This is a genomic window from Streptomyces sp. NBC_00102 (assembly GCF_026343115.1).
Classification (GTDB): Bacteria; Actinomycetota; Actinomycetes; order Streptomycetales; family Streptomycetaceae; genus Streptomyces.
Genome location: NZ_JAPEMC010000001.1, coordinates 5,745,538 through 5,768,260, shown reverse-complemented (window position 1 = coordinate 5,768,260; position 22,723 = coordinate 5,745,538). Strand labels below are relative to the sequence as shown.

The window sequence follows — 22,723 nt, the reverse complement described above, 5'->3', positions numbered from 1 at the left end:
CGCGGGTCCTCTACAGATCGCCCTCACCCGCCATCCGGGGCCACACCCTCCGACCGCTCACCCGCGAGGTCCGCCAACAGCGTTTCCAGCACCGCCTCTTCCTCCACCCGCACGCCGTGTTCGGCCAGCGCGAGCGCCAGATCCGGGTCCCACGGCGAGGGGGCGGCTGCTCCGGTCAGCGGCCGGAGAGCGGCACCGTTTTCGGCATCGGCACCGGAAGCGGCCACCGCGGCCCGGTAGTCGGCCGCCGAGTACCGCCAGGGCTGCCACGGCACCCGCCCGAGCAGCGTCGTGGCGATGCGCAGGCCGCCCCAGTCGAAGTCGCCGTGGTAGCGGAAGACCGCGCCAAGTTCGTGGAGGTGCGCGAGGAGGGCGAGGGCGGCGGCCGAGGGCTGGCCCTGCAGGCAGACGAGCGGCAGCGCGCCCGGGCCGTGGGTGTCCGCGGCGGCGGAGAGGACGGCGGGGTTCTCGCAGACGTGGACCACCGGTGGGGTGATCAGGGGCGGACGGTGGGCCAGTTGGCGCAGGGTGAGGACGCACGGGTCGCCCAGGTCGGCCATCCAGTCCAGCGCGGGGGTGCCGCGGAGGTTGAGGGTGAGGACCGTGGAGGAGACGTCGTCGCGGAGCAGGCCGGCGGAGGCCCAGGCGGCCCGCCGCCAGGCCGCGCCCGTCCCGTCCGGATGCCCGGTGAGGGCGCGGATGCCGGAGAGGCAGAGGGTCGACAGGGGTGTACCGTCGTCCAACGCATGGGCGCTCCCGAGGAGTTCGGCGGCGAACACGGACAGGGAGCGCGGCGGCTCGGCGGGCAGTGCGCCAAGGACGCGTACCGCCTGATCGAGGAGCGGCCGGGCGGCTTCCGGCGTACGGGCGAGGCGGCGGACCAGGCCGTCGTCGCGCACCCGGGCGGCCCACTCCGCGAGGCGCCGAACCTCCCCGGCGGCAACGGCGGGCGTGGCGGCTCCGGCCAGCGTGGCGAGCGGGGCGTACGCCTCCCGCCAGGCACGGTCCTCGCTCCGGCGGACCTCTTCGAGGAGGACGACCGGCCCGGTGAGCGTGGTCACGGCCGCGGCCAACCCCTCGGGGCCGGCGCCCGAGCCGATCAGTAGGGCGTCCACGGCGTCGAGCCGGACCGTCAGCACCTTTCCGCCGCCCGGGGCTCTGCCCAACAGCCTCTCGGCCGCTTCCCGTTGGGCGGGTGTGGGCGCGGCGAGGGAGACCGGTCCGGTGAGCGGCCGGCCCCGCTCCAGCCGACGGCGTACCCGCTCCAGCAGCCAGGCCAGGTCGGGCCCGCCGAGGAGCCGGCGCAGGCGCGCCTCGTCGGCGGGCGTGCCGTTCACGCCCACTGCGGCTCCGGGTCCGTCGCGCCCGGGTCCGTCGCGCCCGGGTCCGTCGCGCCCGGGTCCTTCACGCCCGGGTCCGTCGCTCGCAGGGGGTCCTCGTGACGGGTGCGGGCCGTGCCGTCCCATTCCCAGCGGGTGACCAGGACGGCGGCCACCTCGTCGACGCGGGAGAGCTGGGCGATGGCGATGCCCGGCACCTGCGGGTAGCAGGCCCACTCCCGTTCGCTGGTCATGACCACGTCCAGGTCGAAGGCGTGCAGGAGCCCGAGGCACTTGGCCCGCGAGTCGTCGTCGACACCCGCGAACGCCTCGTCCAGGGTGACCAGGCGTGGCGCGTACGGGCTGGCCGCACTCGCGTAGTGCGAGGAGGCCGCGGCGAACAGGGGTACGGAGACCGCCAGGACGCGTTCGCCTCCGGACGCCGGACCGGTGGCGGGAACCCAGCGGCCGTGCTGCCGGCGCTCCACGGCGAACTCGTGCCAGGAGCGGTAGTCGAGGGCCGCCGTGAGGTGTTCCAGCCAGCTGCCGGCCGCGTCCTCGGTCTGCTGCCGGGCGATCTGCGTCTGCAGGAACTCCCCGACCGCCGTCCGGTCCTCGGGGGTCCACGCGTCGGCGGTCTGGAGCAGTCGGCCACGGGCCTGGGCGAGGCCTGCGGGGGCCTTGCGGGACGCCCGCCACACCAGGCGCAGGGTCATGCCGGTGGAGGTGGGACGGTCCTGCAGCTCGGCGTTCATGGCCCGCACCTGCCGTTCCGCCGTGGCGATCAGCTCCTGGAGGGTGCCCGCGACCTCGGTGACGAGGTGGGCTTCGAGGATCTCGCGTTCATGTGCCGAGAGGATGCGGGTGAGTTCGGCGACCTCGACCGCGAGGGCCTCCGCGAGTTCGGGTACGGCCCGCTGCCGGCCCTGGTAGACGATGTCGACGACCATTCCGTCCTCGACCATCCGGGCGGAAGCGCTGTGGCCGTGCCGGGACAGGGCGTCCTGGAGCGTCTTGTGCTCCTCGCTGAGCCGTCGCTGCACGCGCTCCCAGGCAGCCTCCGAGTCGTCGGTCTTCGACAGCTCCGCTTCGAGGGAGCGTGCCAGGGCGATGGCCGGAGTCGCCGCCCACGGGGCGTCCCCGGCATCCGGTACGTCCAGTCCGGGGAGGGCGACGGCGATCAGCCCGGTGGTGGTGAAGCGCTGGAGCGCCGCCACGGCCTCGGCACGCGCGGCCACGGCGTCGGTGACCGACTTCTCCAGCTGCTCGATCCCGCCTTCGGCGCGGCCGACCCGACGGTCCGCCACAGCACGGCGTTCCTGGGTCGACCGCTGATCGGCCGAGCACCCGCGAAGGGCCTCCGCGGTCTCGGCGAGCCGCCGCTCCAACGCGGCGACGGCCTCGCCCACGGTCGAACGCAGCGTCGCCAGCCGCTCGTCCGCGGCTGCCGTCTCCAGCGCCGCTTCCTCGGCGCGCAGGGCCAGTTCGGCGGCTCGCTCCCCCGCCCGGTCGGCTTCCTCCCGCTCCTCCCGCGCCTGCCGGTCCGCTTCCGTCCGCTCGCGCAGCGCGGGCCAGAGCGCGGCCAGAACGGCTGCGAGTTCGACCAGGGCCCGCCGTACGACGGCCAGCGCCGGCCGGTCCGGAGGCAGCCCCAGATCGGCGGCGGTTTCGTGGAGTTCGGCGCTCGCCCGCTCCGACCGTTCGACCGCGCTCACCAGGTCGTCGGCCCGTTCGTCCCGACGGGCCCTGATCCGGCGCGCGGCATCGGCGGCAGACGCCGCGTCGGCATGCGCCCGGGTCAGCGGCCCCTCGTCGGGCACCTTGTCCAACTCGGCGTCGAGGGCGCTGCGACGGGCCGCCAGAGCCCGCGCGTGCGCGGCCTCGGACGCCGCCTCCCCCTGGAGGAGGGAGAGCTCGGCGCGCAGGGCGACGACGCGGGTGCGCCGAGCGGCCTCCCGGGCTCCCTCGCCGATGTACTCGGCAGTGGGCTTGGCCCACCGGCCGCTGAGCACACCGACGCGGTACCGTCCGTCCGGCGCCACCCAGGTGTCCCCGGACGGCTCGGTGCCCGAACCCCGGTGCGTACCGAGGCCGACCGCCCCGAGAAGACGGCCCACCTCCTCCTCACCCACCTGGGCGGCCCGGGCGTCACCCCGGTCGACCGCCGGGCGCAGCACGTCGGCGAGCGCCGGCCCGTCGACCGGGCCCCGGCGCGGGTCGAGGAGTACGTCGTGCCCGTCCGCCGCCAGGGCCGCACCGGTTGGGTGCACCCACGCGTCCAGCAGCCCGGCCGCTTCCAGGGCCGCCTCCAGCCCGGCCCGCTCGTGTTCCGCGACCTCGTCCCGGAAGTCGACCAGCCGCCACAGCGGGGCTCCGGGCGCGTGGGCGCGCAGGCCGGGGGTCCGGGTGTACGGGGCCTGCGGTCCCCGGCGGCCACCGGTCTCCAGCTCCGCGAGCTCCCGCTCGGCGTCCCGTACCCGGTCCGCCAGGGCCGCCGCGCGCTGCGCCGATTCCGCGGCCCGGCCGGCGAGTGCCGCCGCCGTGACGGTGTGCGCCTGCGCGAAGTGCCGCCGGGCCGGGTAGGGCCCGTCCTGGTGCCGGACCCACTCCTGCAGCCCGTCCAGCAGCCCGGCAGGGTCGTCGAACATCAACTCCTCGCACTGGCGCATGCGTTCGCGTACGGCGTCCACCAGGTCGGCGCCCGCGGCCGATACGGTCCCGTCCGCCCTGTCCTGCGCCTCGGTCGCGTGCGCCAGGTCGGTCTCCGTCTCGTCGAGCCGCAGCGCGGCGGCCCGGCGCTCCGCCGACGCCGCCTCGGCACCGTCCGCGAGCCGCTCCACGTGCGTGAGGGTGCGGTGCCGGCGGTCGGTGGCCACGGACACCGCGGCCCGCAGTTCGGCGACCGCCGTCCCCTCGTCCCCGGGCAGCTCCAGCCGGGCCGTCCGGGCCGTCTCCCGCGCGAGACGCGACGTGTCCTCGGCTGCCTGGCGGGCGGCCCGAAGCCGGTTCTCCGCCGCCCCGAGGCGTTCCGTCGCCCGCGTGTGCTGCCGTGCCGCCGCTTCCCGGTCCTCCCGGGCCCGCCGGCCGTCCTGTTCCGAGCGCTCCAACGACTGGGCCGCCCGCTCCAGTTCGTGGGCGCTCCGCATCTCCGGGCCCTCCCGCAGGGCCGCGTCGACGGCCAGCAGTCTCGCCCGTGTCTCGGCGAGTCCGGCGAGCCGCTCGTCGGCCCCCGCCCGGTCCTCCTCGGCCGCGGCCTTGGCCGCCTGCGCCTCGGCCAGGTCGCGCAGCAGGTGCTCGTACTTCGAGTGCTCGGTACGCGGCAGGCGTGCGCGGCGGCGGGTGGCGACGCGCGCGTAACGCCGGTAGTGGTCGAGGAACGCGGAGGCGGCCCGCTCGGCCGCGCCGGCCGCGAGCAGTTCCTCCTTCTCCTCGTCCAGGGAGCGGAATGCCTCGGCCACGTCCGCGATCACGGCCTGGTCCATCGGCGGGAGCGCCTCGGTGAGGGCCCGGGAGAGGGCGGCCTCGCTGGGCCGTTTGGACAGTTGGGGCTGGCGCAGCTGGATGAGCAGGTCCACCAGGGCGGCGTAGCGCTGCTCACCGAGTCCGAACAGCGCCTCGTCGACGGCCCGGCGGTAGGTCTTGGCCTGGTCGTAGACCATCCCGTGTCCGGCGACCGCCTCGATGAGCCGGTCCCGGGAGAGCACCGTACCGGTGGCGTCGAGCAGGCTGAGCGCCCCGGCCGACCGCGCCGCGGCCGGCGCGTGGTCGATCCGCTGGGCGGTCACCGCCCACCAGTGCCGGGCGATGCCCCGTCCGCTGACGGCCTTGAGCCCGCACAGGAGCGTGCGGAACTGCTCCTCGCCGGTCACCTCGTCGAGGCGGCCGAACTCCACCCAGGTGTAGCCGAGCCGTTCCGCGTGCGGGTGTTCGCCGCCGAGCAGCAGATTCCACTCCATCCTCTTCCCCGCGTCCCCGTCGGGTTCCACCCGGCGCGCGGCGAGGTCCCCGTCGAGGAGGAAGGGGAGGGTCAGGGCGAGCACCTTGGACTTGCCGGTGCCGTTGTTCCCGCGCAGCAGCAGCCGGCCGTCGCGGAAGTGGAACTCCTCGACGTCGTAGTGGAAGAGGTCGACGAGGCCGATCCGCAGGGGCTGCCAGCGGTTTCTCGCGGGGGCGGGAAGGGCGGCACGGGAGGTCAGCACGGGTGGGCCTTTCGCTGGGCGGGCACCGGGGCGGCGCCCGCCGTGCGGGGTTCGAGGACGACGGTCTCGCCGACCGCGTACCGGGCGAGCGCCGGGCGCGGCACGACGCCTTCGGGAGTTCGGGACACCAGCCCCAGGGAGGCGAGCCGGGTGACGGCCTGCTCCACGAGTTCGCCCTCCGCCCCCGGCTCCCGCGCGGATTTGGACCAGAAACCGCCGTGCTGCACGGCGAGTTCGGCGACGCGGAGTTCGAGATCGGCCACGGGGACGACCGGGCGCCCGGTGGCGGTGAGGTACTCGGCGAGGAGCAGGGTGATGTGGCCGCGGGTCCCCGATTCGGGCATGCGGAGGTCGGTGAGGTCGTCGTCGGGGTCGACCATGGCGATTCCCTCGGCCCTCACCTCGGCCACCAGCCCCGTCAGTTCGGTGATGCGCGCGGTGAGGAAGCCCCGCTGGCGGGTGAGGTAACCCAGCTCGGTATCGGTCAACTCGTCGTAGTACAGCACAGGGTCGTCCAGCAGCCGGCGGGTCAGTGAGCGGCGCATCGCGCGGAAGCGCAGTTCCTCACTGTCGAGGGCCGTCTCGGCGGTGAGCTCGGTGAGCCGCTCCTCCCACGTCGCGGCCAGGACCGTGGACGGGCCGCGCCGGGAAGCGAGCAGTCCGGCGAGCACCCGCCGTTCGACGTCGTACAGGACGTCTCCCGCCCCGCTGACGTACGCGTCCTCGTCGCCCGCGACCCGGCGCAGCACTCCGAGGCCGAGCAGGAGCCGTACGACGGCGGCCAGGTCGAGCCGCTCGTCGCGGCGGTCCAGCGTGAACCGGATTTCCGTGGCGGCCAGTTGGGGGTCGGCGGCATCCAGGACGACCTGGTCGGCGAGGCGGCCGAGGGCGATCTGCGCCTCGCCGCGTTCGAGCACGGAGAGGGCGAGGCAGAGCAGCACGTACCGGCGGCGGGTGAACGGGGCGGCCGTGCGCGTCGCCTCGCGGGCGGGGTGGGTGGCATCGGCGAGGTGGGCCGGGACCTTGCCCAGCCGGGCCGTCCCGGCGTCGACCTGGAGAGACCAGCCGGTGTTGCGGTCGAACCATTCGCGCAGGTCGGAGGCGTGCCGCCGGACGAGGCGGAACTCGTCCGCGTCCGCCCCGCCCGCGAGCAGCAGCGGGCGTTTCAGCAGGGCGCGGGCGGCCTTGCGCAGTTCCGCCGCACGCTGCCCGTCCAGCACTTCGGCGAGTGGGGTGCTCATCGTCCGTCGCTCCCTTCCATGAGGTCGAGAATCTCGATGGTGTGGTCGGGGCCGCGGAAGACGCCGCCCGGTGTGCGGACCTCGGCGGTGGACCCGTCGGCCGGTGCGGTGAGCCGGATCTCCATGGATCCGTCGTTGCTGGTGGCCACCGTGCGCGTCATTCCGGGCCGCCAGGTCGCCAGGGCGTCGCCGAGGAGCTGGAGGAAGAGCCGGAAGCTCACGGGGTCGAGCTCTCCGATCCCGGACAGCCGGGTGATGCCGTCGGTGACCAGGCGGGCCCGCGCGGCCGCGATCTCCGCGGCCTGCTTGACCGCCACCTCGGCGAGGACCCGGCGTGCTTCTTGCCGGTCCTGCACCTTGCGGGGCTTGCCGCGCCGCTCGTAACTGCCCGTGCGGCGCAGCTGCGGGCTGATGCGCAGCGGTTCGGCGTCGGCCCACGTGGTGGAGGCGGGTTCGGGGTGCGCGAACCGGGCGGCGAGGGTCTCGGCGTCCACCGTGAGGTGCCGGGCCGGATACAGCCCGAAGGCAGCACGCCAGAGCCGGTGCCGGGCGTCGTCGTCCGGGGCCTCGGCGAACCAGCGGGCGAGCGTACGGAAATCGGCGGAGCGGTCCGAACGCCCCGCCCGGCGCTCGTTCAACGACCGCACGACTGAGAGAAGCTGGGGTACGGCACCGAGGGCGCGGCCGCGCAGCAGCCGGGCCTGCGACTCTCGTCCGTTCCGGCTCAGGAACCAGGCCGCGAGCCCGTCCCACCGCGCCGCCCACCCTTCGTACGCCACCTCTTCGGCGTGCGCGGCCTCCTGCGGGGTGGCATCCGCCGCTTCACGCGCGGCGGCGACGTGCAGCAGCGGCCCGATGCCGCCGCCCGTCTCCAGCTCCAGGATCAGCCCGGCGATGCGACCGCCGAGGGTGATCAGGTCCTGGATGAACCGCTCCAGGTACTGGATGAGCTGGTCCTTGTAGGCGAGGAACACGTCCTCCCCCACGTCGTGGAGGTCGATGGTGCGCTGCAGGGACCCCATGAAGGCCCGCGCGTTGTCGGCGAGCGCGGCGAACCGGCTGGCCAGCCCGTCCAGTGCGAGATGCGTCTTGGCCGGATCGGGCTCCTCGTCCGCGGCGAGTACGAGAAGGGCCCTGAGCTGGGTGACGATGTCATGGAGCGCCACCGCCTGGAGCGCGCCCCGCCGCCCGAGCGCCTCGTCGTAGACGGACAGGGCCTCCTCGGCCGCCTCGCCCGCCCGGGTGAGCTGGTAGATGAACCGCTTGCGGTAGAAGTCCTCGACGGCCGTGACCCGCCCGGTGTCGGGATCTGCCCGCAGATTGCCCCACTCGACCAGCTTGTCCAGCGCCCCGGCGACGCCCTCCGGCTCACCGGGGCGTACGGCGACGGGCAGGCCCGCGTACACGTCCTCGGGCCGCAGATGGACGGCGAACCGCTCCTTGGCCACCAGGAAGGCCCGCATCACCGAGCGGTAGAGCAGCACGTTCGGGGCGGTGAGATGGGCGAACGGCCCGTACCCGTCCGCCGGGCTCAACGGCCGGGAAGAAGTCATGTCCATCGCCCCCCATCCTTCCGGACCACTCTCCCCGATCGGCCCGGACGTCAACACTTGACCGATTCACGCTCGAACTTGATCACATTCCCCCACTCCGGACTGCCGGGCTCCCACCGGACTCCGACCGGACTGCCGCCGGGCTCCCGCCGGACGCCCCACCGGTCGGCACACCCGGCCGGCCCGCGGCTCGCGCCGCCCTGGCGATCCTACGTCCCGCCCCCTCCTCCACCTGGGAGAATCTCACCAACAGACCGACCTCGCCCCCTGCCGGACGAGGCTGACCGGAAGGCGCTCCGCACATGACTGGGCAACACGACCGCTGGGCGGAACTGACCGGCGGACAAGCCGGCGAGGAGTACGCCCGGCGCTTCGCCCGGCTCGCCGAATCCGGCCACGACGTCCACGGCGAAGCCACCTTCTGCGCCGCGCTGCTGAAGCCGGCCGCCCGGGTACTCGACGCGGGCTGCGGCACCGGCCGGATCGCGATCCGGCTCGCCGAACTGGGCCACCGCTGCGCCGGCGTGGACGTCGACGCCTCGATGCTCGCCGTCGCCCGTCGCAACGCCCCCACGCAGGACTGGCTCCTCGGCGACCTGGCCCGCCTGGACACCCTCGGCCTGGAACCGGACTTCGACCTGGTCCTCGCCGCCGGAAACGTCATCCCCCTCCTGGCCCCCGGCACCGAACCGGACGTGGTCCGCCACCTGGCCGCCGCCCTGCGCCCCGGCGGCCTGCTGGTCACCGGCATGGGACTCGACGCGGCACACCTTCCCTTGCCCGAACCCCCCTTGACTCTTGATGAGTTCGACGACTGGTGCACCCGTGCCGGCCTCGTCCTGCGGCAGCGTTACGCCTCATGGAGCGGTGACCCCTACGAACCGGGCTGCGGCTACGCCGTCAGCGTCCACTCCCGCCCCGCCGGGTGAGCGGTCCGGCCCGCGAACCGCTCGCCGGCGCGCCGTCGGCGGGCGCGCGGCCCGGTGATCGCCCGGATGGATCGGTCGGCGGCCGGAACCCTCTCCGTCCGCGTCCTCCGCGTGCGAGGATTCCTGGCCATGCGACCACTGACTGACGAGGACCCGCCACACCTGGGCCCCTACTGGCTGCTCGGCAGGCTGGGCTCGGGAGGGATGGGGAGGGTCTACCTGGCGAGGCACCGCGACGAGACCGGTGAAAGCCTGGTCGCGGTCAAGACGATCCGTGCGGAGATCGCCGAACACCCCACCTTCCGGGCCAGGTTCGCCCGCGAGGTGCGCGCGGCCCGTCGCGTCGGGGACGTGTGGACGGCGCCGGTCCTCGACGCGAACACCGACGGGACACCTCCGTGGATCGCCACCGCCTACATACCCGGCCCCACCTTGCAGTCCGTCGTGGACAGCGGTTTCGGGCCGCTGCCTTCGGCGTCCGCCCATGTACTCGCCCACCGGATGGCACTGGCACTCGACGCGATTCACCGTGCGGGGATCGTCCACCGCGACCTCAAACCGTCCAACGTGCTGCTCACCGCGGCAGGGCCCCGAGTCATCGACTTCGGCATCGCCCGCGCGCTGGAGGGCACCGACGCGGACACGTTCTCCTCCACCGGGACCGGCCCGGGCTCCCCCCGGTACATGGCGCCCGAACAGGTGCGCGGTCAGGAGATCACCACGGCCTGCGACGTGTTCTCGCTGGGCTCCGTACTCGCCTACGCGGCAGCCGGCCGGACCCCGTTCGGGGACGGCGAGTCAGGGATCCACGCCCTGCTCTTCCGTATCGCGTACGAGGAACCGGACCTGACCGGCATACCGGAATCGGTGGCCGACCTGGTGAGGGACTGCCTCGCGAAGGATCCGGCGGAACGGCCGACCACGACGGAGATCGTCGAACGGACACGGACCGCTCCCGAGGGCGCGTGGCTGCCGCCGTCCCTCCTGGCCCGGGTGCACCGGTTCGCCGAGGAGCCGGTCCCTTCCGAGCCCGCGCGCGAGAGGGGCTGCAGAACGGTCGACAGAGCGGGGTCCGGCCTGTCGGTACTCACCGTCCACACGTCGGAGCCGTCCGCGAACTGGGACCTCGGTCCGGGACCGGACGCACCGCACCTCTCCTCCCCGCCCGCCGACGACACAGCACCGACGGACACCACCGAGGCACCGACACCGAAACACCGGCGCGGACGCATCATGGCCGCCGCCCTGACGGTCGGCGTACTGGCTGCGGCAGCGGGCGCGTACGGGCTGCGGGACGACGCGACGTCACCCCAGGAGTACACCGTCGTTGCGGCCGGGCCCGGCATCGACTTCTCGGGGGCGTGGATGACGGGGCACGAAGAGGGCCGCCCCCTGCTCGTGGTGCGACTCGACATGGCCCGGCGCATCACCTCCGCGAGAAGGGTCGACGTGGTGTCGGCCACCGGTGACGTCATCTGCCGGGGCAGCGCCCTGGCCACCCCCCGGGGTCACAAGGAACTGACGGTCTCCGAATTCACGATGAAGGCGGTCGGCTCGGGCCCGGCGCACACCTGTGGGGTTCCTAGCAGCATGCATCTGGAGATCGACCCCCGGGGAGACTCGATGTACTGGGCGGAGAGCGAATCCAGCTCCACCTGGGTGGAGCCCGTCGATCCGGGAGCCGTGCACGTGCCCGCCGCGATGCGCGGCGTGTGGGAGGACGGCAACGGACTGCGGATCTCCTTCGGCGAAGGCGGACTCGGGGCGATCGCGGTGACCGGTGAACTGACCACGGGCAAAAGCACCTGCCGCTGGGAGGCCGCCCTCCTCGCCCATCAGGACGGAATGTTGAAGACCACCGGCGCCCAGCCGGTGGCTCACTCCCCGAAGTGTCCAGCACCGCGCGGAACTTACGACTACGAGCTGCGCGGCGGTTCACCCGAGATCCTGGTGCGGTCCTCCACCGCCGAGGCAGGTGCCACCATGCTCCACCGTGCGGACCGAGAGACCACCCCGTAGGGAGATCGGCCTGCCGGCCCCGCCCCGGCCCCTCGGCACGGCCGCTGCGGTCAGCCCTCCAAGGCCGCCCCGGCGCCCCTCCCCGCGCGCACGGCGGTCACGGCCAAGGTGGTCCAGTTCATCGTGAAGCGTCCCCCCAGGGAGTCGATGGCCCGTCCTGCGGCATCCAGCACCTCGGCCAGCTGATCGGGACGGAGCCGGGTGAGACCGCCGGTGGTGGGCAGCAGATCGAGCCATTGGTCGCGTGTGTACGACTGTTCCCGGTCGAATCGCCAGAGTTCCGGATCCTCGAACTGCCCGGATTCCCGGATCCTGTCGGCGACCTTCGCGTATGCGGCCTGATAGAAGTCGAGGGGCCGTCGGGCCGGTTGACCGCTGAGCGGGGAGTCGGGAGCCGCCCGCCGGAAGGCAGCGGCGAACGGTTCGGCCACCTCGACCGGCGGCTCGTACACGTGGCCGAAGATCGCCAGCCGTCCCCCCGGACGCAGCACGTCGGCAGCCTTCGCGGCGCCGCCGACCGGATCCACCCAGTGCCACGACTGGGCGGCGACGACCGCGTCGAACGTCCGGCCGGCCGGCTGCCAGGCTTCCAAGGTCGCTACCTCGACCGGCAGGCCACGGGCTCGCGCGAAGTCGGCCATCCGCGCATCGGGTTCGACACCGAGTACGGCGCAACCGACCGCCTGGAACTGGCGGGCCGCGATGCCGGTGCCGCAGCCGACGTCGAGCACGTCGGGCCCGGGGATCCCGGAGATCCCGGAGATCCCGGAGATCCCGGAGACGATCCGTGCCACCAACGCGTCCGGGTAACCGGGCCGGGCCCGGTCGTAGCGCCGAGCGTCCGCGCCGAACGACTCGGCCATCCGCCGGGCCTCGTGCGACTCCCGCGCGGACGACTCCTTCAAGGACGTTTCCACCGGGGACGGTTCAGGCTGCTCTCGCGGTAGTGTGGGCATGCGCCCACCTTAGTGGGCACATGCCCACTCGACAACGGACGCCACCTTGTCGACGTACGAGAGGATCTGCGAGTGCCGACCGGGGTACACCTTCGCGACGCGCGGCAGCAGCTGTTCGACGCCGCCGAACGCGTACTTCTGCGGGACGGGCCGCACGCGCTCACCAGCCGGGCCGTCACCGACGAGGCGGGATGCGCCAAGGGCGTCCTGCACCGGCACTTCTCCGACTTCGACGCCTTCCTCGCCGACCTCGTACTCGACCGGGCCGCTCAACTCGAAGCACAGACGGGCGCGTTGCGCGAGTCGGCAGGTACGGGCACGGTGGGCGACAACCTCACCGGCGCGCTGACCATCCTGTTCGGACCGATTCCGGTGGCGATCATCCCGCTCATCACCTTCCGGGACGAGCTGCGCGCACGACTGCGGAAGGCCACACCCGGAGGCGGCATCGCGATCCTCGCCCAGGCGACCACCGCGGTTTCCGCCTACCTGACCGACGAACGCGAACGGGGCCGCATCGCGGCCGACGCCGACATCGACTCGCTCACCCTTTCCCTGGTCGGTGGCGGCCATCTCCTGTTCACGGACCGCGACCCCGGCCCGCCGACCACGGCAGTCGTCGACAAGTTCGTCTCAGCGGTCATCGCCGACGCCGTGCGACGGCGGCCGACGGCCTCCCATCCCATGCTGTGACAGCAGGGGTTCGCCGGATCGGCGGTCGTGACGGAAAGGAATCCGCCGGGCGGTCGATCCGCTCTCGCCGCATGATCAGGTGGTCCAGGTCACGGCTCCACCTCTGCCGCGGAGCCGCCTGGATCACTTGACCAGCCGGAAGACGGGGTGCGCGGCCCAGGCCCGCAGGAACTCCGCCGTTCCCAGCGCCAGACATGCTGGGAGCCTAGTGCCGAGCGACGACCGGCACCGCCCTGCCCGCCAGGACACTTCTCCCAGCGGGCAGGGGGCGGAAACGGCCCGGTCGACGACCTGTGCGGTCACACCCGCGGCTGGTCCGCGCGCAGTTCCTCCAGCCGGGAAGCCCGTACCGCCGCGCTCTTCGCGATGGCCGCGGCCAGGTCCTTCGCCTGGTCCGCCCGGCCCCGGGCTCGCTCACCGGCACAGAGCGTCCCGGACTGCGCGAGGTGGGCGCTCAGCGCTTCGATGAGAATCCGGTCGAACGCCTGGCCGTTCGCGTCGGCCGCCTTCCGGAGGGTGTCGAGGCTGACCATGCCCGGCATGTCGTGCCCCTCGTGGGGATGGGTGTCGGGGACGCCCGAGAGCTTCAGCACCGCGCGCAGGCGGCGCAGGTCCGCGCGGAGTGCCGATGCGGTGTCCGCCGAAAAGGCGGCCAGGGCCGGGTCCGTCGTACGGGAGGGCGCCAGATCGGTCAGGAGCCGCGCACGGTCGGCCATGGGGATCATCAGGAGGATCCACGCGCTGTCGGTGGCGTTGAAGACCGGTGGAGGCGCTCCGGCTGTCGGCTGCGCGGTGCAGCCGACAGCCGGAAGCGCCAGGGCCACGCCCCATGCCGACCAGCGGGTCAGAACGTGCCGGCGGAGTTGCACTTGGCCTTCTGGTTGATGCAGTCCTTCACACGGTGGCCGAGAGCGGCGTTGTCCCAGGCGTTGAAGAAGTCACCGTGGATGGACGAGGCCATGCCCGAAGCCAGCCGGAAGCCGGCGGCACCGCCACTGGTCGGGTAGCTGGTGACGAAGGAGAGGTTGGGGATGGCGACGGGGTAGGCGCCGCTGCACTTGCCGTCGTACGTGAACGCCACGTGCGACTTGTGGTCGGGGCTGTCGAGGTTCTTGCCGTCCCAGCAGTCGGGGAAGACCAGTTGATGGGTGAGGTGGGCCGTGGGGGCGCACACCGGCCAGTTGCCGTCGGCGCTGCGTCCGGTCTCACCGCCCGGACCGGCGCACCAGAACTGGCCCGGTGATCCCGCCGGGGTGGGTGTCTGCGTCTTGGCGCTGCCCGCGATCATGCGGAACCCCTGGGGGAAGGGAACGGTCGCCGCCGGGTCGGTGAGCCGGGAACCGTAGTAGACGATCATGCCCTCCGGTTCCACGGCCGTGTCGCCCTCGTAGAGGGTGGGGATCCAGTACGCGGAGAGGTCGACGGCAGGGGTGCAACTGGTAGGCGTGCTGGCCTGCAGCGACTCGGGGGTGGAGAACGCGTCGGTGCTCTTGTTGCCGAAGAAGCTGTGCATGTGGGACGCCCCGGGCAGGCCCGGCAGAACGATGGGGTCGTCCGGCTTGGAGTGACTGTAGACGCAGGTGGCGTTGAACTCCGGAACCCGGACCGTGGTCGCGGGCACCGCGGCAGGTGTCATCGCGCGGAACTGCGCCAGCTGCGCGTTCCACTTGGCCTGGTCGACGGGGACCCATCCGGCCGCCGCGCTGTCGCCCTCGCCGGCGAAGGAGAACCAGTTGATGTTGACGAAGTCGCCGGGTGTCGTGGAGCGCAGTACGGCGAACACCGTCTGCGCGCCGGTGGGATGGGTGGTGACCTCGGTCGTCAGGGTGGACCAGTTCTGCCAACCGCCGGTCGGGGAGACCGGTATGACGGCGAGCAGCGGCCCGGTCAGTGCGGCGGTACGCAGCTCGACCGTGCCCGAGCCGACGGCGGAGGCGGCCCGGGCCGAAACCGTCAGCCGGCCGGCTCCGCCGAGGTCGACGTTGTCAAAGCGCATCCAGTCGCCGTCGGCGAGGTACGCGGCATTCTGCCCGCCGCCGGTGTCGGCGGTCGCCTCCAGGGCGACGCCCGACTGGGCCGCGTAGGACTCGGCCTGGATCGTGACCGTCGCGGCCTGCGCCCGAGGGGCCGAGACGGTCAGGCTCAGTGCGGCGGCCAGTACGACCGCCAGAGCGCTCGCCAACAGGGTGTACAGGGGAACGGGAAATCTGCGCATGTCACTTCCTCACGGCTGGGGGGGTGAAGACCGAGGGGTGAAGACCTGCTGCGTGCCGGAGCGCGGCGACGTCGAGGGACGGAGCCGTACGGCGGCCCGTGTCCCGGCGCGATCGAGGTGGCCCGGGCCGCCCCGTACAACGGGCGGAGCGGCCCGGGAACTTCGTGAACACGGGAGTGCGGTGCTGAAGCGCGGGGGCTACTGGTAGACCCGCACGTAGTCGACGAGCATCTTGGAGGGGAAGGGTGTGCCGGCGTCCGTCGGGCCCGGCCAGTCGCCCCCTACCGCCAAGTTGAGGATCATGTAGTGGGGGTGGTCGAAGATCCACGGGCCGCGGGTCTGCTCCACCTGGTCCTTGTCGAGGGTGAAGACGGTCCGACCGTCGAGGCTGAAGGTGATGCCTCTGCTGGTCCAGTCGGCGGCCCAGGTGTGGTAGTCGTCGGAGAAGTCGGCGTTCCCGGGCAGTGTGTACGGCGAGCCGATTCCGCCTCCTCCGTTGTACGCGGGTGCGTGGACGGTCGAGTACGCCGTCTTCACGTCCTTGCCGAGGATTTCCATGATGTCGACCTCGCCGTTGTAGGGCCACGGGCGGCCCGTCAGGAAGTCGGCGCCCATCATCCAGAACGCGGGCCACAGGCCGTTGCCCTTGGGAACCTTGAGGCGCGCTTCGACGCGCCCGTAGGTGAACTGGAAGGTCGCGCCGGTGTTCATCCGCGCCGAGGTGTACTGGCAGGTGGTGCTGCCGCTCAGCGGGTCGGTCGGGCACGAGGACCCGGCGGTGGTCTCCTTGCGTGCCTCCATCACCAGGTGCCCCGCCCCGTCGAGTGCGGCGTTGCGGTTGTCGGTGTAGTACTCCAGCTCGTTGTTGGGCCCGACGCCCGGATCGGCCTTCCACTTCGAGGCGTCGGGCTTGCCGCCCGAAGCGCCGTCGAATTCGTCGCTCCACACGAGCCGCGGCGGGTTCGCGGGGTCACTCGGCAGGGGCGGAGGCTGGATCGGATCGCCGCCTGTGCCGTACACCTGGAACTCCCACAACGAGTAGCCGTAAGCGGTGGCGCGCTGCGTTGCGTACATGCGCACGTAACGGCCGGTGCCCGAGACGGCGAGCGTCTGCTTGAAGCCGGTGCCGGACGTCGTCGAGTAGACCGGCGTCCAGTCGACCCCGTTCGGCGAGACCTGGATCTGGAAGGACTTGGCGTAGGCGGGATCCCATTGCAGGACGACTCTGTCGATCTGTGCCGTCGCGCCGAGATCGACGGAGATCCAGCCCGGATCGGTCCATCCCGTGGTGGGACTCGTGGCCCAGCGGGAGGCCGGGTCCCGGTCGAACGCCCTGGCCGGCGTGCACTCCCAGCAGTTCGAGTCGGCCTGGGAGGAGGAAGCGGCGCCCGGCCTGCCGTAGGAGAGAAGCCGACTGGTGTCACCTCCGGGGTTGCCCGCGCCGGTGGTTCCGTAGACCTGGAACTCCCACAGCGAGAAGCCGTACTGGGTGGCGCGCTGCGTCCCGTACATGCGCACATAACGGCCGGTGCCGGAGACGGCAAGGTTCTGGATGCCGCCGGTGCCCGTGGCGGTCTGGTGGACGACGGTCCAGCTCACCGCGTCGCTGGACACCTCGATCCTGAACGCCTTGCCGTAGGCGGCCTCCCAGTTGAGGACGACCCGGCTGATCCCGGCGCCGGCACCGAGGTCGATCTGAATCCACTGCGGGTCCGCGAAGGCGCTGGACCAGCGCGTCCCGGGGTCACCGTCGACGGCGCTCTGAGCGCCGAAGGGGTTCTCGGTACTGGAAGCCGTGGTGGGCTTCCCCTGCGAGAGCAGCACCTCCGCCGCCTGGGCGGAGGGGGCGGGGAGAGCGGTGAAAGCGAGAGTCGAGGCCACGAGGGCCAGAAGTAAGGCGAAGCGACGCAACAGGGTCGGCACGGGCGACTCCTCAAGTGGGGGAAGGAGAGGAAGGAAGCCAGGGAGCGCTCCCTGGAAGGGAGGATGGAGGGGCCCGTAAGGACTGTCAATACATCTTTCACCTCGAAAAAACAGCGCCGCCACCCCTGGAACGAACCGAGGGAACGGTCCCCCACACGTCATCTGACGCACCGACGGACGAGGGGACGGCGCCGATCGGAACGCACCCGAACCCTGCCCTTGCCGCGCCGGCCTGCGGATACGCTGCTCACATCGCCCTGACGCAGAGCCGGAGGTCGCCCCGATGAGAAAACCCGCCCCGCGCAGGGCCCCTGACGGCGACAGGGCCCCGGGCGGCGACACGGCGGGCGGGCTCGCATGAGACGCCCCACCCTCGAAGTGGTCGCCGCCCGGGCGGGCGTCTCCAAGTCGAGCGTCTCCCGTGTCATCAACGGCGAGACGACGGTCGCCCCGCAGATCCGCGACGTCGTCATGCGCGCCGTCCACGAACTGGGCTACGTGCCCAACGGGGCGGCCCGCAACCTCGTCACCCGCCGCACGGACACCGTCGCCGTCGTGGTCTCCGACCCGCCCCAAGGAGTCGTCTCCGACGACCCCCTCTTCTCCGCCGTGGTGCGGGCCGTCAGCAGAGAGCTGGAGAAAGCGGGCAAACGGCTCGTGCTCATGCTCGCGGAATCCGACCAGAGCCGAACCCGGGTGGTGCAGTACGTCGCCGGCGGACACGTGGACGGCGTGCTCCTGGTCGCCCTGCACGGTACGGATCCGCTGCCGGCCGCCCTGGCGAGGCAGGGCCTGCCCCTCGTGTCCTTCAACCGCACCTGGGCCCAGGACGTCCCGTACGTGGCGCTGGACAACGCCGGCGGAGCGGCGCTGGCGGTGCGTCACCTCCTGGAGCGCGGTCGGCGCCGGATCGCCACCATCACCGGACCGCTCGAACTCCACGAAGCGCGTGAACGCCTCGACGGCTACCGCCAGACACTGCGTGACACCGGCAGACGCTCCATCGTCGCTCTGGGCGACTTCACCCGAACCTCCGGCGCCGAAGCCATGCGGCAACTCCTGGAGGACGACCCCGACCTCGACGCGGTCTTCGCGGCGAACGACCTGATGGCGATCGGAGCCCTGCGCACCCTTCACCGGGCGGGCCGACGAGTCCCCGACGACGTGGCGGTCATCGGCTTCGACGACATAGAAGCCGCGGCCTACACCAGTCCCGCTCTCACCTCGGTACGCAGCCCGATGGCCGACCAGGCGACCGCCGCCGTCCACCTGCTCCTCGGCCTGATCGACGGTGGCCCCGCGACGCCGGTGATCATGCCCAACGAACTCGTGGTGCGCGAATCGACCTGATCTCCCGGCGCACCCCGCCCGCCGACATCACCGGCACGATCCCGGCACTGTCCTGACCGGGCTCCGCGCGGTCCCCTCTCATCCCGCCGCTGCCCCGGCCTCGTCGGCATCGCCCCGCACCGGTGAAGGTCCGCGCTCCGGCGCCTGCGCGCTCCGCGCCGCGGCGAGCGGGCCCAGATGCTGTGCGGCGCTGTCCAACAGGCCCAGGTCGGCCTTGGTGTGCGCGATGGCGGCGTCGATCAGGACCGCGACCAGCGGCTCGTCGGCGTGGGCGCGGCGCTGTTGCGCCAGGCCCGCGAGCTCGGACAGGTACGTCTGCCGCTGCGACTCGATCAGTGTGGTCAGGGCCTGCGGGCCCAGGGCGGAGGCGCCGAGGAGCTTCAGGAACAGTTCGTCGCGGAAGCCGCCGACGCGCACCCAGGCGGTGGTCGCCCACGAGCGCAACTCGGCCTCGCCCGCCTCGGTGAGCGTGTAGAGGTTCTTGTCGGGCCGGTCGGTCTGGGTGACCTGCGAGCGCGAGACATAGCCGTCGCGGACCAGCCGTTCGAGGATCTGGTAGAGGTGACCGATGTTCAGGCCGCCCCACTGCGGGCCGATGGTCTCCTCGAAACGGACCTTGAGTTCGTACCCGTGATTCGGTCGCCGGGTCAGCAGCGCGAGCACGGCGTGATGGAGCGGCATATACGTCCCTTCTACATTGTGACAACATACCGCTGCATTGGCGCAATGCAGGTGCGGCGATGTACGCGCCCGCGAGCGAGGTACGAGGGCGAGGCGGCATCAATGGCCATGAGCGTGGCGTTACGTGGGGTGAGTCGCCGGTATCCCGGGCTGACCGCGCTGGACGAGGTGGACCTGGAGGTCGCGGCCGGCGAGGTGGTGATGCTGACCGGGCCGTCCGGCGCCGGCAAATCGACCGTCCTGCATGTGACGGGTGGCATGGACCGGCCCGACGAGGGACACGTCGAGATCGACGGCGTGGCACTGGTGCCCCGGGATTTGGACCGTCACCGGCGGCGTATCGGCTTCGTCTTCCAGCGCTTCCACCTGCTGCCCGCGCTGACCGCGCTGGACAACGTCCTCGCCCCCGTCCTGCCGCGCAGAGTCGGCTTCGACCGGCGTGCGCGCGGCATGGAGCTGCTCGAAGCCGTCGGCCTCGCCCGGCGGGCCGACGCCCTGCCGTCGCAGTTGTCGGGCGGTCAGCAACAACGGGTCGCCGTCGCACGCGCGTTGATCAACCGGCCGGGTCTGCTGCTGGCGGACGAGCCCACGGGCAACCTCGACAGCGTCATCGGACGGGAGATCATCGACCTGCTGATGTCGCTGCGCGAGCGGTACGGGATGACGATGCTGATCGCGACGCACGACGCGGAGGTCGCCGCCAACGGCGACCGGGTGGTGCGGCTGCAGGACGGCACAATCGTCTCGGACCAGCGGGTCACGCCCTCCGCCGACGTGCTGAACCGGCTGGGGGGCCTGCGCCCGTGATCACGGTGATCCTCGATCAGCTCCGGCGGCGGCGCGGGCGCGCACTGGCCCTGGCCGCCGGAATCCTGGTGGCGGCAACCAGCTTCACCCTGCTGACCGCGACGGTGAGCACGAGCCAGGCGACCACCGTGGGCACGGTACGGAAGAACGCGCGGTCCGCGTACGACGTCCTGGTCCGCCCGCCCGACTCGCAGACGGACGTGGAGCGGCAGAGCTCACTGGTCGCGCCGAACTTCCTGTCCGGCACGTTCGGCGGCATCACCATGGACCAGTACGACCGCATCCGCGGCATGGCCGGGGTCGACGTGGCCGCGCCGGTCGCCAACATCGGCTACCTCATGGTGGCGAGCACCGTCACCGTGGACGTGTCCCGCTTCCTGGACGGCGAGGCGTCCCGGCAGATCCTGCGCATCAGCCCCACGCTCACCTCCGGACTGGGCAGTTACCGCACCTCGGACGAGTACGTCTACCTCACCCGCTCCCCCCTGACCTCGGGATCGGAGTCGGACGACCTCTTCGAGTCCGACACCCTGGAGACGGGAGCGGTCGACAAGAGCACCGAGCGCTACCAGATCGAGGGGAAGTACGACGTCTGCTTCTACCTCAACTGGGACAAGACCGAAAAGAAGAAGTTCGGCCTGGACCTGCCGCTGAAGCCGAACATCATCGCCGAGGACCTCAGTGACAGGTCACCGTTCGACCCGGACCTGAGTTCACGGATGACCTGCCAGTCGGGCAGGGACAAGGCCACCATCGACGTCCCGGTCAGTTACCCCGTACTGCTGTCCGCCATCGACCCGGTGGCCGAGGACCGGCTGGTGGGCCTGGGCGGCACCATCGCCTCGGGCCGGATGCTCACCGAGCGGGACAAACCGTGGAGGGTGTGGGGCGCCAAGAGCGTCCACGGACAGCGCGACATCTACATCCCGGCGCTGCTCAGCGAAAACCCGCTCACCACCGGCACACTCGACGCCACCGTGGAGCGGCTCGACATCGGGGACCCGGCCGAGCTGCCCTCGAAACTGGGCAACCCGACGGCGAACAGCTTCGTCCGGAGCCTGCGCGGCACCACGGTGGGCAGGACCCGCGTCGACCTGAGCAAGGGCTACCGGAAGGCACTGAACGAGGACTCGTTCAACACCGACGCCTACTGGACGGTCGGCCCGGTCGCCTACCGCCGCACCTCCGACGGCGACCTCGCCGCGCAGCCGCAGCCGCCGCAGAGCCCCGACCTGTGGATCACCAACTCGAACCAGCAGCCGTTCCCCAACGTCCCCGAGGAGAACCACCAGGGCACCCAGTACCGGAAGGTGACCAGCCACGCCTCCACGGACTGCATCGGACTGGGTACCTGCGACCAACAGGACTCCGGGCGTCTGCCCAATCCCTTCGTCCGCCTGGTCGGCCGCTACGACACGGGCCGACTGCCCGGCTTCTCGCCCCTGTCCGAGACCCCGTTGGAGACGTACCAGACGCCGCAGGTCACCGGTGCGGACAGCGCGACCCGGGCGAAGCTCCACGACAGACCGCTGCAGCCCGACCGCAACCTGGGCGGTTACGTCAGCCCTCCGCCCACCATGCTGACGACGATGGACTCCATCACCGCGCTCACCGAGAGCCGTCGGGTCCCCGGCCTCCAGGACAAGGCGCCGGTCAGCGCGATCAGGATCCGGGTGGCCGGAGTGACCGGCGTCGACACCGCCTCCCGGGCGCGGGTGAACGCGGTGGCCGGGAAGATCCGGGCCGCCTACCCCCGGCTCCAGGTCGACGTCACCGTCGGCAGCTCACCCGCGCCGCAGACCGTGGCACTGGCCGACTCGGCCCGGGTGACGGAGCGCTGGGTCGCCAAGGGCGTGGCCCTGCGCATCCTCAGGGCGGTGGACACCAAGAGCGCGGTGCTCTTCGGACTGGTCCTCGTCGTGTGCGCCCTCTTCCTCGGCCAGGCGGCACTGGCCTCGGTGCGCTCGCGCCGGACCGAGATCGGCACGCTGCGCTGCCTCGGCTGGAGCGGCGGCGAGGTGCTCCGCCTGGTCCTCGGCGAACTGACGGTGATCGGGCTGGGGGCCGGAGCCGCGGGCGCGGTGCTGGCGTACGTACTGGGCCGGGCGCTCGGACAGCCCGGAGCCGGCGTCAAGTCGCTCCTCGTGCTTCCGGTGGCGCTTCTGCTGGCCACGGCGGCGGGCCTGGTCCCCGCCTGGCTCGCCACCCGGCTGGGACCGATGGAAGCCGTCCGGCCCCCGGTGACGGCGGCCCGCCGCGCACGCCCGGTGCGTTCGGTGGCCGGCCTGGCCGTGCTCAACCTGCTGCGGATGCGGGGCCGCACGCTGCTGGGTGCGGCGGGGCTGGCGCTGGGAGTGGCCGCCTTCACGGTCCTGCTCGCCCTGACGCTGTCCTTCCGGGGCGAGGTAGCCGGGTCGTTGCTCGGCAGCGCCGTGGTGGCGCAGGCGCGCGGGGCCGACTATCTCAGCGTCGCCCTCTCCCTGGTGCTGGGAGCCGCCGGCGCCGTCGACGTCCTGGTCCTCTCGCAGCGCGAACGCGCGGCCGATCTCGCGGTGCTGCGGGCGACCGGCTGGAGCAACCGGGAACTGGCGAAGCTGACCCTCCACGAGGGAATCGGACTGGCCCTGCTGGGCGGCCTGTCGGGCGCGGTGGCCGGTCTGGCCGGCGTACTGACCCTCGGCCGGGGCGTACTGCACGGACACCTGTTCACGGTCACCGCCGCCGCGCTGCTGGCCACCCTCGCGGCGACCGCCCTGGTGGTGGCGGCCCTGGCGGTCCCGATCCGCGGGCTCTCCCGGATCAGCGCCGCCGACCTGGCCGCGGCGGAGTGACGGAACA

At 72.4% G+C, this 22,723-nt stretch carries 15 protein-coding genes; 6 read left to right on the top strand and 9 right to left on the bottom strand.

The features are described from left to right. Positions 1-23: 23 nt before the first annotated feature. From OHA55_RS25580 to OHA55_RS25565, 4 genes are read right to left on the bottom strand one after another with little or no spacing between them, the layout of a single operon-like run. The gene (locus OHA55_RS25580; RefSeq protein WP_266709996.1) at positions 24-1,337 is read right to left on the bottom strand and encodes a TIGR02679 family protein; all 1,314 of its coding nucleotides are present in this window, start codon (positions 1,335-1,337) and stop codon (positions 24-26) included. Next, positions 1,334-5,518: a TIGR02680 family protein gene (locus tag OHA55_RS25575; RefSeq protein WP_266709995.1), complete on the bottom strand. Its 4,185-nt coding sequence runs from the start codon at positions 5,516-5,518 to the stop codon at positions 1,334-1,336. The genes OHA55_RS25580 and OHA55_RS25575 overlap by 4 nt, the downstream gene beginning before the upstream one ends. After that, complete coding sequence (locus OHA55_RS25570; protein ID WP_266709994.1) at positions 5,512-6,759, bottom strand: TIGR02678 family protein; 1,248 nt, start codon at positions 6,757-6,759, stop codon at positions 5,512-5,514. The genes OHA55_RS25575 and OHA55_RS25570 overlap by 7 nt, the downstream gene beginning before the upstream one ends. Then, on the bottom strand, positions 6,756-8,312 hold the full coding sequence (locus OHA55_RS25565) for a TIGR02677 family protein (protein WP_266711147.1): 1,557 nt from the start codon (positions 8,310-8,312) through the stop codon (positions 6,756-6,758). The genes OHA55_RS25570 and OHA55_RS25565 overlap by 4 nt, the downstream gene beginning before the upstream one ends. A 302-nt stretch (positions 8,313-8,614) precedes the next feature. On the opposite strand from OHA55_RS25565, the gene OHA55_RS25560 reads away from it, so the two are divergent. Together OHA55_RS25560 and OHA55_RS25555 are read left to right on the top strand one after the other, a co-directional pair. Continuing rightward, positions 8,615-9,241 (top strand): bifunctional 2-polyprenyl-6-hydroxyphenol methylase/3-demethylubiquinol 3-O-methyltransferase UbiG, encoded by a 627-nt coding sequence (locus OHA55_RS25560; protein WP_266709993.1) that lies wholly within the window; start codon positions 8,615-8,617, stop codon positions 9,239-9,241. Positions 9,242-9,370: 129 nt separating this feature from the next. Next, a complete protein-coding gene (locus OHA55_RS25555) occupies positions 9,371-11,260 on the top strand; it encodes a serine/threonine-protein kinase (RefSeq protein ID WP_266709992.1) in 1,890 nt (629 codons plus the stop codon). Between the two features lie 50 nt (positions 11,261-11,310). Here OHA55_RS25555 and OHA55_RS25550 read toward each other — a convergent pair whose 3' ends face one another. Further along, entirely contained in the window at positions 11,311-12,123 is an 813-nt protein-coding gene (locus tag OHA55_RS25550) for a class I SAM-dependent methyltransferase (RefSeq protein ID WP_266711145.1), read from the bottom strand. A gap of 165 nt (positions 12,124-12,288) precedes the next feature. Here OHA55_RS25550 and OHA55_RS25545 point away from each other — a divergent pair, with 165 nt between their 5' ends. Beyond that, positions 12,289-12,909 (top strand): TetR/AcrR family transcriptional regulator, encoded by a 621-nt coding sequence (locus tag OHA55_RS25545; protein ID WP_266709991.1) that lies wholly within the window; start codon positions 12,289-12,291, stop codon positions 12,907-12,909. A gap of 299 nt (positions 12,910-13,208) precedes the next feature. On the opposite strand, the gene OHA55_RS25540 is transcribed toward OHA55_RS25545, so the two are convergent. The 3 genes from OHA55_RS25540 to OHA55_RS25530 form a co-directional block, all read right to left on the bottom strand. Further along, the gene (locus OHA55_RS25540) at positions 13,209-13,778 is read right to left on the bottom strand and encodes a DUF305 domain-containing protein (RefSeq protein WP_266709990.1); all 570 of its coding nucleotides are present in this window, start codon (positions 13,776-13,778) and stop codon (positions 13,209-13,211) included. Beyond that, the gene (locus OHA55_RS25535; protein WP_266709989.1) at positions 13,754-15,124 is read right to left on the bottom strand and encodes a DUF1996 domain-containing protein; all 1,371 of its coding nucleotides are present in this window, start codon (positions 15,122-15,124) and stop codon (positions 13,754-13,756) included. Before OHA55_RS25535 ends, OHA55_RS25540 begins: the two co-directional genes overlap by 25 nt. Before the next feature lie 198 nt (positions 15,125-15,322). Continuing rightward, a complete protein-coding gene (locus tag OHA55_RS25530; RefSeq protein WP_266711143.1) occupies positions 15,323-17,014 on the bottom strand; it encodes a discoidin domain-containing protein in 1,692 nt (563 codons plus the stop codon). Positions 17,015-17,404: 390 nt separating this feature from the next. On the opposite strand from OHA55_RS25530, the gene OHA55_RS25525 reads away from it, so the two are divergent. Further along, entirely contained in the window at positions 17,405-18,397 is a 993-nt protein-coding gene (locus tag OHA55_RS25525; RefSeq protein WP_266709988.1) for a LacI family DNA-binding transcriptional regulator, read from the top strand. A 78-nt stretch (positions 18,398-18,475) separates the two neighbouring features. Here the strand turns inward: OHA55_RS25525 and OHA55_RS25520 are convergent, their stop codons facing one another. Then, complete coding sequence (locus tag OHA55_RS25520; RefSeq protein ID WP_266709987.1) at positions 18,476-19,078, bottom strand: helix-turn-helix transcriptional regulator; 603 nt, start codon at positions 19,076-19,078, stop codon at positions 18,476-18,478. Between the two features lie 129 nt (positions 19,079-19,207). Between OHA55_RS25520 and OHA55_RS25515 the strand changes: the two genes are divergently transcribed. Both OHA55_RS25515 and OHA55_RS25510 read left to right on the top strand, forming a co-directional pair. Continuing rightward, positions 19,208-19,885: an ABC transporter ATP-binding protein gene (locus OHA55_RS25515; RefSeq protein WP_323180452.1), complete on the top strand. Its 678-nt coding sequence runs from the start codon at positions 19,208-19,210 to the stop codon at positions 19,883-19,885. Continuing rightward, positions 19,882-22,716 carry an FtsX-like permease family protein gene (locus tag OHA55_RS25510; protein WP_266709986.1) on the top strand — a complete coding sequence of 945 codons (2,835 nt, stop codon included), beginning with the start codon at positions 19,882-19,884 and terminating at the stop codon, positions 22,714-22,716. Before OHA55_RS25515 ends, OHA55_RS25510 begins: the two co-directional genes overlap by 4 nt. Positions 22,717-22,723: the final 7 nt, after the last annotated feature.